The organism is Winogradskyella sp., from assembly GCF_045105575.1.
In the GTDB taxonomy this organism is placed as follows: Bacteria; Bacteroidota; Bacteroidia; order Flavobacteriales; family Flavobacteriaceae; genus Winogradskyella.
The window spans coordinates 14,653-27,012 of the sequence record NZ_JBGCDQ010000023.1; the positions used below are offsets into that span (position 1 = coordinate 14,653).

Sequence of the window (12,360 nt, forward strand, 5' to 3'; positions counted from 1 at the left end):
CATAAAAATAAAGTCCAAATCGCTTGGTATAAACGTATCTACTATAGAGATAGATCGAATAAATCGATAAATTGTATTGATAATTCGCTGAAATCATTATTTTCGCATATTAACAAAAATTAACACTAAAACTATTAAAATGAAAAGAGTTGTATTAAGTTTAGCACTAGTTGCTGTATTAGGATTGTCATTTACGTCATGTAGAGAAACTGCTGATAAAGCTAATGATGCTGTTGAAGGAGCTTCAAATGCTGCAGGAGACGCTATAGAAGGAGCTGCTGACGCTGCTGGTGATGCTGTTGACAGTGCTGCTAATGCTGTGAATGATGCCGCTGAAGGCGCTGTTGATGCTGCTGGAAACGCAGTTGAAGGCGTAAAAGACGCTGCAGGTAACGCAGTTGATGGAGTAAAAGATGCCGCTGGTAATGCAGTTGACGCTGCAGGTAACGCTGTAGATAGCGCTAAAGATGCTGCTGGAAACGCAGTTGACGGTGTAAAAGACGCAGCTGGTAACGCTGTAAACAGTGCAAAAGATGCTGCAGGTAATGCAGTTGATAATGTGAAGGATGCTGCTAAAAATGCCGTAGACAAAACAAAAGAAGCAGGTAGTGATGCAGTAAATAAAGCTGCAAACAAAGTTAAAGGGATGTAATCTCTTCTACCCAAACTATAAGGAAGCCTGATGAAAATCAGGCTTTTTTTTGTTTCGTACTTTTATTATTACATAAATTAATCCATTTTCGATAGACATTATACTCCTGTTATACTTTAGACGAGTCACTCAATTTAAGTTCGCTAGGTACAATAATTGTTTCTAACTCTAAATCTTCATTTTTAATAGCGTCTATTAATAATTTAGTTGATATTTCACCAATCTTATGTGCTTTTTGATGGATGATTGAGATTTTTGGACTAGATATAAGTTGCGTATGCTCATAACCAAAACCAACCACAGAAATATCTTTAGGGATTTCTTTACCCAGTTTTTTAGCCATATTAATCGCCACAATTCCCGTAATATGATCTATAGAAAGTATAGCGTCAATAGCACTATTGGTTTTTAAATAGTTATAAATTTTCTTTTCAATATCTAGATCTACCGCATGGTCTAATTTTAAAATTTCAGGTTTCAAATTATGATCTTCTAAGGCTTTTGTATAGCCTTCAATTCTTAATTTACCGACGCTCAGTTCTTCAATATTACTTACCAGTAAAATTCGCTTCCGTTTATCGTTTATAATTAAATGTTCTGTTGCTTCGTATACGGACTGAAAGTCATCTACAATTACTTTATTACAAGCAATATCATTTACAACCCTATCAAACATTAAAACGGGTAGCTTACTTTTAATAATATCTTTTATATGGTCCGTTTGATTTTTAACTTGACCCTCTCTTGCTACTGCCATAATAAAACCGTCGACACTACCATTAGAAAGTAACTCTAAACTCCGCTTTTCTTTATGTAGCGTTTCGTTAGACAAGCATACAATGATATCATAACCGCTGCTGTTGGCTGTCATTTCAATACCATGGAGCACTTCTGCAAAAAACGGATTGGTAACTGTAGGTAAAATGACTCCAATAGTTCGCGATTTATTCGTCTTTAACTGCTGTGCGATTCTATTGGGTTTATAATTCAGTTTTGTTGCGAGCTCCTTAACTCTAATTCTCGTTTTCTCACTTATTTCATGACTATCATTTAAGGCCTTTGAAACCGTAGAAACCGATATATTTAAAAGCGCAGCTAATTCTTTAAGTGTTGTCATAATCCTTTTAATTTAAAATAGATAAACTATTTACAAATACAGTTTTCAAAATATAGTATCACTTTTGGCATTATTTTAAAATTTGCTCTAAAGCTTTTTTAGTGTCTATAACTGGCATTTTACATGTACCGTTAACGCAGACATAAATATAGGTGTCACCATCAATAAACTTGTTCTTTAACAGTGGTAAATCACTGTCATTTTGAGCCCCTGAAATTAATGCATTTGGCACAAAACTTTGGTCTAATTCTTTTAATTTATCTTTTGCATTAGATCCTGATATTGCCACCTCATAAAATGGATTTGAATAGTTGAGATATAATACCAACCAATTTGTATATCCTGAAGGCGTCTTTTCTATATCAGAATTTACATTACTAAGCATTTGCTTCGCAAGATCACTATACGTTTTATTTGAATAATAATGACCAAGTTTGAACAAGCTCTCTGCTAAAACCGAATTTGACGATGGTATTACATTATCTAAAACTTCGGTTTTTCTCACTATTAAATTTGAAGCCTTATGATTTGTAAAGTAAAACATACTTGTTTTATCATCGAGGAAATGTGTTATAGCATGATCCATTAATAACTTGGCTGTAGTTAGCCATTCTTCGTTGAATGTCGCCTGATACAGCTCTATGTAAGCCGCAATAGTATGGGCATAATCTTCTGAAAATCCTTCAATTGTAGATTCTCCATCTTTATAATTTCGAAATAAAGCACCATCTGGCTTCATTTGATTCTTTTTTATAAACACGGCATTTTTTATAGCCTTATCTAAATAGCTTTGTTCTCCAAAAACACGGTATGCATCGACATAAGCCTTTAGCATGAGTGCGTTCCAAGAAGTTAATATTTTATCATCTGTTCGTGGTTGTTTTCTAAGACTTCTTATTTGATATAAAGTTGACTTCCAAAATTCGATTTTCACATTTAAATCTGCTAAACTAAGGTCATTATCTTTTACAAATTCTTCGTCCGTTTGTGTTTTGTAGAGAATATATTGATTATTTTCCCACTTTCCGATAGTATTAATATTATAATAGGTTTGAAACAGATCGAAGTCCTCTCCTAATGCATTTTGAAGCTCTTCTTTACTCCATGTGTAAAAAACACCTTCTTCTTGTTTCCCTTCCTCATTTTTACTCACAGCATCTATTGATGAATAAAAACCACCTTCTGCGTGTGTTAAATCTTTGTCTATAAAACGAAGTGTTTCCGTTACAATAGTTTTAAAATTGTCATTTTTGGTAAGCTGATATGCTTTTGAATATAAGCTAACCAACTGTGCATTATCATAAAGCATTTTTTCAAAATGTGGTACATGCCATTTTTGATCTACCGAATAGCGCGAAAATCCACCACCTATTTGATCGTAAATGCCTCCGTTTGCCATTTTACACAAACTGGTCATTACAAATTCTTGCAACTCTTTATCATTATTCTGAAAACCATACCTCAATAAAAAATTCAAATTAGTCGGCATTGGAAACTTAGGTGCATTTTTTTGTCCACCGTTTTTAAAATCTAATGTATTTTTTAATTGATTGACAATCGGTTTAAATTGTGTTTTATTAAAAGGAATCCGTTCTTTATTGACGACAATCAAATCTGAACGCTTTAATCCTTCAGTAAGATCTTCAGCGTAAGCAATCACTTTATCAGGATCATTTTTATACAAACGGGACATATCTTCAAGAATTTTTGTCCATTGTTTCTTACTGAAATAGGTTCCTCCAAACACTGGCCTTCCATCTGGCAGTGTAATACAGTTTAGAGGCCAACCTCCGCTTCCGGTCATTAGCTGAACGGCATTCATATATATTTGGTCTATGTCTGGTCGTTCCTCTCTGTCTACCTTAATATTAATAAAGTTTTCATTCATCAATTTTGCCACAGAATCATTTTGAAAGCTCTCCTCCTCCATAACATGGCACCAATGACAAGCCGAATACCCTACCGAAATCACAATCAATTTGTTTTCTTCTTTGGCTTGATTTAAAGATGTATCATTCCATGCTTTCCAGTCGACAGGATTGTAAGCATGTTGCAACAAATAAGGACTGGTTTCATTGATTAAATCGTTAGACTTAGGTGATTCCTTACCGTGTGTTGCAGAACTTTTGCTTTTAGAACAGCTAACAACAACCATAAAAATTAATATGAAATAAATAATCTTTTTTAACATCACTCTGATTCACCTCTAATTTAAATCTAAAAATAAGCATCTCAATATTACTAATAAAAAAAAGCGTGTTTATAATTTATAATAAACACGCTTTTTGGTAATTCTAAAATGTTGCTATTAATCTTATTCTTTAATAAGTTTAACTGTTTTAGAACCGTTAACTCCTTCAATTCTTGCAAAATAAATACCAGATTTGATATTCGCTGTGCTAATCTCAACATTGTTTGCATTAGGCGTTAAAGCAGAAACACGCTTCCCTAAAACATCAAATACCGATACAGAAGTAATTGTTGAATTACTCTCAATATTCCAGTTGTTTCTTGTTGGATTTGGATATACTTTGAAATTTGTTGTTGCAAAGTCGTCAGTACTTAAGTTGTTATTGTGTAAATATAAGTTATCATAATACACAGTACCTAAATCTGAAGTAATAACAAATTGCACTAAATCACTACCATCTACACCGTTAATTGTTGTAAATGCTGATAGCGGTAAATCTATAGAAATCCAAGTTCCTGGATTAGTTGCAGGAAGAATATTTGCATTAGTAGCTGAATATTCTAAAGCACCTGCTTCAGCAGCACCACCTTGCCAATCTGAAAATTTAAAATTAAAACTCTTATCCATAGTATCTGAGTCTGTCCAAATATCCATGTGGAAGAAACCGAAACCAGTAGCATCAAATCGTCCTGTTATAAATTCAACACCCTCACAACCTAAACCAGTAATCTTCTTTGTTGGCACACCTTCGATCATAACCTCTGTAGTTGTAGCTGGACACCACGTTGTATCAAAAGTATCGACAGCGATATCAGTATAAGCACTACTAAATATAGACCTTACATTCTCTGGAGATCTAGCTGGTTGGCTAGGCGCTGCAGTTGCAGGTTCTGGATCGGGAGCTACTGTTGCTGGGATACCAGCGACATTATCGAAAAACACTGTTCTCGCTATTGCTGGATCTATAAAATTAGACGTAGTGGTATCCCAATTTGGAAAAACAACGAAAGCCGTGTAAATACCATCAGCAATTGGTTTTCCTTCTAAAGAAGTATCAAATGTCGCCGTTAAGGTTGCCCAAACACCACCACCTGGGTGTGTAACAACAGCAGAAGCTTCATTATTTACAGTACCAATAACTCTTACTAACATAGAAATAGGAGTTGTAGAATCAGAATAAACATCTATTTCCATAGTTCTATCTGATGGCGACGCTTGTGTTAAATCTACAGGTTCAGATAATGTAACATTAGCACCTTGCCAAATATTACCACCTGCACCAGCTATAATCTGTGCAACCATACCATTTGTTCCACCCGAAGCCGGATCTGCAACTATACCTGCAGAGACGCCATTACCGAAGCCTCCATCAATACCGCCTGCCTCGAAATCTTGAACCACGGTTACTTGTGCATATCCTAATGACGAAATCAAAAGAATCATTAAAAATGTAATTTTTTTCATAATTTTTATTAGTTTATTGTTTATTGTTGTTAAATATCGCAACTCTTCAAGCAATCTCATAATAATACACCTATACAAAAACCATACATTACCAAATAAAAGAACTAAATCAAGGCTCAAATAATAATTTAAACTGTTGTTTTACAAGTAATTAAATACAGTATATGAACCATGTATTTACAAATAGCCACAATACAATACTTAAATTACTATTTTTCTATAAAAAGTGTAGGTGTAGAATTATTATTTGTGACAAAAATGAAATTGTTATTTCTGGTATTGATTTTATTTATACTTCGACTATCCTCAGGTATATAAAAACCACTTTTTTTAGGTGAAACAAAACTAAAGTTATTATGACCATCACCTAAAAGTACTGCTCCAAACCCAGCATCATAACGCGTGGTTTCAACCTCAACACCATAATGATTTCCGACCGTTATAATATCTAGATTTCCATCCTGATTAATATCTAATACTAAACTTGATTTAATAGGTGCTACTTGCGCCTCATTAGGTAATCTTTTTATGCTAAGCTGACCATTTTCATTAATTAGAATGATACTTTCAAAACTCTCAATGTCATAGACCGTTGCTTCATCCACTTTATCTTCCGGAAGGATGTCAATCAATTTAGACGATGCAAAACTGTGATAATCCTCAAATTTTTCAGCTACATAAGGCATTTGTTGACTTGTACATTCTCTACCACGCATTGGTACATAGTCATTTTTATAAAACTTAGCAAAAACGATATCGTTAGTACCATTATCATCAAAATCATTGGCATAGACTTTAAAAGGATGTTCTTTAGTGGCTTTAAATTTATTGTTTTTACCAAGATTACCTACAATATAATCGTCATCACCATCGCCATCTAAATCGCTTGCTGTAATAGACCACCAAATTCCGCGAGTACCTTTTAAACCATAACTGCTGGAGGTGTCCTCAAATTTACCTTCATCATTTTCTAAAATCACAATTTCCATCCACTCGCCTACAATCATTAAATCTTCGTCGTTATCGTTATCGATGTCTGTAAAAACAGCATCCGTAACCATACCCAAATTTACTAATGCAGGCGCATTAGCTTGAGCTGCTTTTTTAAATTTTCCATTTTCATTTAGCAATATATAACTCGTTGCTGGATGCGGATATTTTCCTGAAATTAGTCTTGTACCTACAAATAAATCTAAATCTCCATCATTATCAATATCTGAGGCTTTTACACATTGCGAACTTTGATAGATTGAAGGCAAAGCGTCTTCATTTATTTTAAAATTGCCAAATCCGTCATTGATATATAGCCTGTCTTTTAATTCTTTTCTACCCCTTTGATATTCGCTACCACCACTTGCGATATACAAATCTTTATCATTATCTCCATCAACATCTATAAATAGGCATCCTAAATCCTCAGAAGCTTTATGAAGCTCCCACGGTTGCGATATACTTTTAGAGAAAGTTCCATCTGTATTTTGCACATACAATTTACCACTTTGCCCAACTGCTCCACCAATAAAAAAGTCTTCTAAACCATCTCCGTTAATATCTGCTATGGCCGTAAATGGTCCGTTTTGAGCTATATTATGAGGTAATAAAATTTCTTCTGTAAACTCATCGAATTTATTTTCTTTGTGTACAAAATCTATCCCAAGTTCCGTTGGTTTTAATTGTGTTAAAAATAACGAGGTATTATCTGTTGATACATCAATCTTAATAGCATCACTATATTTTGCTACAAGCACATGATTTGCGGTTACATTTTTAAATTGATTCACCTTTCCATCGGGCCAAACAACCTCTACTTTTTCTACTTCAATATCTTTTCCTAGACCAAATAACATCCCATGTGCCACCGAAGATAAAAACCCTCGTGTCACAGAATTTTCTACGACTTGTGTTTTTCCGTTGTTATAAATAATCGCCTTTGCTCCAATACCGAATTTATTTTTTCCAGCACCTTCAACATTTATTTTTAAGAAATTTCCAGTGGCTTTATTTTCAAAGACAAACGCCTCAGCATCAATATTATTGGTTACAATGTCTAAATCACCATCATTATCTAAATCACCATAAGCCATACCATTAGAAAAACTTGGTATATCAAAACCCCAATCTTTAGTTACTTTTTCGAACTCGAGATTACCCTTGTTTCTAAACACATAATTAGAAACTGCAACAGATGGCGTATTTACACTAAATTCAAATAATTCCTCCGCAGTTGTACTTTCACTTAATTCTGTAACTAAACGTCTTGCGTCATTGTTATCGATGTCTTTTTTAATACCGTTAGAAATTAAAATATCTTTCCAACCATCATTATCTAAATCTACAAGTAAGCTCGCCCAGCTCCAATCTGTATTTGAAATACCAGCAAGGTTAGCTATATCAGAAAACACACCTAAGCCTGAATTAATTTGTAATGTATTCGTCATATATTGATAACTAGCCGTTGTTTCCACTAAATCCGTAAAGACTTTAGAGTTCATGGAGGCCATGTTCATTTTAGATCTGTAGTGATCTTCAGGTGTCATATCTGTAGTAATTAAATCAATGAGACCATCGTTATTAATATCACCAGTATCTGAACCCATACTGTACTGTGAAATATGCTTTAACTTTTCTTTAGTCACATTTTGAAATGAACCGTCACCATTGTTATAATACATTATATCAGGCTCATTATAATCGTTGGAAACATATAAATCTACAAATCCATCTCCATTAAAATCTGATGCATTAACACTTAAGCCATAAGCCATATCTTGTGATATGCCAGCTTCTTTTGACACATCTTTGTATCTACCATTGTCATTTCTGTACAATCGGTCTTTAAAGAATTTGAATTGTTCTTGTGGAATTTTATTAATTAATAGTAATTTTTTATCTGCAATTTGATTGACTTGATACATGTCTAAATCACCATCGTTATCCATATCAAAAAACACAGCTTGTGTGGAAAAACCCACATCTGCCAAACCATATTGAATGGCAGATTCTGTAAAGGTTAAATCTTGGTTATTAATATAAAGTTGATTTCTTCGGTCTTCAGTTTTTTCTGAATAGCCATTTCTACTGACATAGATATCTAAATAGCCATCAGCATTAACATCTGCCATAGTCACTCCCCAAGTCCAACCAGAATTAATGGCTGTCTTCGATTTTTTGGTGATATTTTCAAATTCAAAATTGCCTTTATTTAAGTATAATCGGTCTGCTACTTGATTGCCCCCAAAAAATACATCTGGCAAACCATCGTTATTTATATCTCCGATTGCCACACCTGAACCTACATAAATTTGACTGTAATAATAATGATTGAAATAAGTAGATTCATTAATCGTATTACTAAAGTCTATACCTGTTTTTTCAGAAGGCAATAAATTAAACCCACCAACCAATTCTTCTGGAAACAGATTTCGCTCTGGTGAATCGTTGCATGTAAACAAACAAAAAGAAATAGCAGCAATTGCTATCATCTGAAAATTTATTTTTTTCATTTTAATTTCAAAATTAGAATTATAAAGATACCAATTTATAAAAACAAGTGTTTACACTTTAACAATCAAAAACCCACAACTTGCAGCCATGGGTATTAAATTATATGATACGGTTGTATTTAAGTTTTAGAACTTCAAATTTTCGTGTTTATCCCAAAGTCCCCAATAAGCACCTACATCTCCTTCATCACCTGTTTTCCATGACTCATCAAATGAAGAGAAATAAAAAATTGGTATGTCATTTTGTTTGGTCCAATTGATGGTGTCTATAAAATATTTCATTGCTGACTCAGGCGATGCAAATGCTCCTTTAAGACCACCACCTTCACTTGGCCAACCTGTTTCAGTAATAATTATAGGTTTGCCTTGAGCGGCATCCACCACTTGACCGTACATGGCTTGCATATGACCCAATGCATAATCGATTGGACAACCCTCCCAATATGGATAAAGGTTGGCTAAAATGATATCTGAATGTTCTACTAGTTCTGGATGACGCGAAAATTCATAATACGCATCCACATAACCCACAGGAATATTTAAACCTTTAAGCGCTTCTTTAACACGTTTTATATAGCCTAATAAGTCTTCCAAAGACAAATCATTTCGGTATAAAACTTCATTACCTACAGCTGCAACATCAACATTACCAGCTTTGGCGAGTGCTATTAAGCCTTCAATTTCTTCTTCGTTAGCGTCTTTATCATCACTTAACCAAGCACCAACCAAGGTTGTTAAGCCATGCTTTTTTGCCGCAACAGGAACGTGCTCGTTTCCTTCTATACATGAAAATGAACGCACTGCTTTAACATGAGGCTTCAATTTTTTAATACGACGCTCAACTTGTTCAAAGCTGATATCATCACCTGGCTCTTGGCCATCTTCATACATACTAAAACATATGCCATGAAATTCATCGTTTATGGTTTGACGCCAAATATTTTTTAATTCTTCAAATGAATGCTTAGAAGCGTCAAGACCATGTGTTGTAATTTGGCTGTAGGCTTTAGGTTTGTAATAGGATTCCTCTCTGTATGACATGGTATATTGGTTTGGTGGTTTATTAATTATATTTCAAATTCTCATCTTTATCCCAAATTCCCCATCGTGCGCCTAATTCTCCTTCGACACGCACTTTCCAAGACTCGTCAAACGATGAAAAGTGGAAAATCTCAACTTCGGCATGGTCTGCCCATTCTTGCGATTGTATAAAGTATTTCATGGCATTAATTTTAGATGGATGTGCATCTTCATTGGCGGCACCTTGACTTGGCCAACCTGTCTCTGCAATGACTACTTTTTTACCTTTTGCTACAGTAACCGTAATGGCATGCATTTCTCTTAGATGTTGTAATGCATCTTCTACACTAAAACCTTCCCAGAATGGATAACAATTGGCTAAAATAATATCGACAGCATCCACTAAATTTGGTCGTTTATAATATTCGTAATAGGTATCAACATAGCCAACGGCAACATCAAAACCAGATAAGGCTTGTTTTACTCTGTTGATATAGACTATTAATTCGTATTCCGTAACATCGCCACGAAGTAAGACCTCGTTACCAACTGCTGCCACATTTATGACACCTGTTTTTGCTAATGCAATTAATGCTTCTATTTCTTCTTCGTTACGTGCTTTATCTTCACTAATCCATGCACCTGCAATAGATTTTAAACCCTTATCAAAAGCCACTTTTGGAATGAGCTCATTACCTTCAGTACAGGAGAAAGAACGTATCGCTTTGGTGAATGGAGAAATGACATCCATACGTCTTCTAATTTGACTTTCTTGCAAAATATCTCCAGTGTCTTGCCCTTCAACATAAGGACTAAAACAGAGACCACATAAACCTTCATTGAGTTTTTTATTGAATAACGCTTTAAGCTCTTCTATACTTTTATTACTAAGATCTAGACCTTGGTAAGCACTCAACTTAAAATCACCATCTAAAACAGAAATTAAATTCCCTGAGCCATAAGCTGAGGATATTTCTTTGGTTTTAATTTTAGTTTTACGTTTTTCTAACTCAGCACTAATTTCTAAGGCACGTTCTTCTGTTAAGTCATAATCTTTCATCACGTAAATAGCGATTAATGTACCAATAATTGGAAATGCAGAAAAGAAAATACGCAAACCTGTTACAGCACCATCGGGTTGCACTGGTAAATCTGGATCAAAACCTACAGCAAGCATTATCAGTCCACTTAGTCCACCAGCAATGGCAAAACCAAATTTAACCATCCACCAATAAATAGCTCCGAAAATGCCTTCGCGTCGTTGTCCAAAGTTCAGTTCATCCAAATCACAGACGTCTGCTGTCATTGACATCATTAAAGTAAATAAGGCACCTATGCCAAAAGAGAAAAATGGCAATGCAAATAACACGATATAAGGTTTACCAGGAATAAACAAAAACCATAATAGAATATAGCCTATAATTGAAATACTCTGAGAAACGATAAACGCTTTCTTTTTTCCTAGTGATTTAGACATTTTAGCCACTATAGGTATTACTAAAAATGTAGTTACTAATGCACCTACACTGCCAAAAAGCGTTGGCCAAATCCAAGAACCCTCTTCACCTGTAACTCCATTAAACAAATAATATACAATAATGAAAAACGAAAAACCTGCTACAGTATTAAAGGCGTTAAAAATGAAAAATGTTGAAATACATAATTTTCTAAATTGCTCAATTCGGAAGGCTTCTTTAAACCCTTTTAAAATCTCTTTTAAGCTGCTACCAATAGTCTTTAAATTTAAAGGTGCATAATCTTCATTTAAAGTTGATTCACTTTTTATAAAAAATGCAGGTACCATGGCTAAAAGCATGCAAACAAGTCCGACCCAAATGGCTAATTCTCTTACCGCTTCTTCCGCTGATGGAAACCAACTTTCGTCGTACATAATGACCCAAAACCAAGGTGCAATCACCCAAGCCCATTGCCCAATCCATTGCGCAACGGCCATAATATTTGTGCGCTCATGAAAATCGTCACTCATCTCATAGCCCATAGCTACGTAAGGGACACTAAAAATTGTCAGGCCTAAGTAAAACACTAACGACCACAATAAAAAATAAATAAAGTTATATTCTAAGCCACTATCTTTATAAAGTTGCCACATGAGTATGTAAGAAACACCCATAATAACGGCTCCAAGAAATACATAATGGCGTCGTCTTCCCCATTTTGATTTTGTGTTATCTGAAATAAAACCCATAATTGGATCTGTAATTGAATCGAATACACGAGGCAGAAAAAATAGAACAGAATATGCCCAAGTAGGAAAACCGAGATTTTGAATTAAAACCACCATAAATATCCCTAATGCAGCTGGGAACATTTGATTAGCTAACATTCCCAAACCAAAGGCCACTTTCTGACCCATAGGAACTTTATTTGTGGATTTAGACATATTAATTTTCGT

7 protein-coding genes are annotated in these 12,360 nt (G+C 34.5%); 1 reads left to right on the forward strand and 6 read right to left on the reverse strand.

The window, feature by feature from the left end:
- Positions 1-139: 139 nt before the first annotated feature.
- A complete protein-coding gene (locus AB8B52_RS05640) occupies positions 140-652 on the forward strand; it encodes a hypothetical protein (protein ID WP_406026073.1) in 513 nt (170 codons plus the stop codon).
- 109 nt (positions 653-761) lie between these two features.
- On the opposite strand, the gene AB8B52_RS05645 is transcribed toward AB8B52_RS05640, so the two are convergent.
- From AB8B52_RS05645 to AB8B52_RS05670, 6 genes are all read right to left on the reverse strand, one after another.
- The gene (locus AB8B52_RS05645; RefSeq protein WP_406026075.1) at positions 762-1,769 is read right to left on the reverse strand and encodes a LacI family DNA-binding transcriptional regulator; all 1,008 of its coding nucleotides are present in this window, start codon (positions 1,767-1,769) and stop codon (positions 762-764) included.
- Positions 1,770-1,839: 70 nt separating this feature from the next.
- The gene (locus tag AB8B52_RS05650) at positions 1,840-3,960 is read right to left on the reverse strand and encodes a thioredoxin domain-containing protein (RefSeq protein ID WP_406026077.1); all 2,121 of its coding nucleotides are present in this window, start codon (positions 3,958-3,960) and stop codon (positions 1,840-1,842) included.
- Positions 3,961-4,083: 123 nt separating this feature from the next.
- Positions 4,084-5,424, reverse strand: coding sequence for a T9SS type A sorting domain-containing protein (locus AB8B52_RS05655; RefSeq protein ID WP_406026079.1), 1,341 nt, complete (start codon positions 5,422-5,424; stop codon positions 4,084-4,086).
- Between the two features lie 209 nt (positions 5,425-5,633).
- Positions 5,634-8,927, reverse strand: a complete 3,294-nt coding sequence (locus AB8B52_RS05660; protein WP_406026081.1) for a VCBS repeat-containing protein — start codon at positions 8,925-8,927, stop codon at positions 5,634-5,636.
- A 126-nt stretch (positions 8,928-9,053) separates the two neighbouring features.
- Entirely contained in the window at positions 9,054-9,968 is a 915-nt protein-coding gene (locus AB8B52_RS05665) for a glycosyl hydrolase family 17 protein (protein ID WP_406026083.1), read from the reverse strand.
- 22 nt (positions 9,969-9,990) lie between these two features.
- Positions 9,991-12,348 carry an MFS transporter gene (locus AB8B52_RS05670; protein WP_406026085.1) on the reverse strand — a complete coding sequence of 786 codons (2,358 nt, stop codon included), beginning with the start codon at positions 12,346-12,348 and terminating at the stop codon, positions 9,991-9,993.
- Between the last annotated feature and the right edge of the window lie 12 nt (positions 12,349-12,360).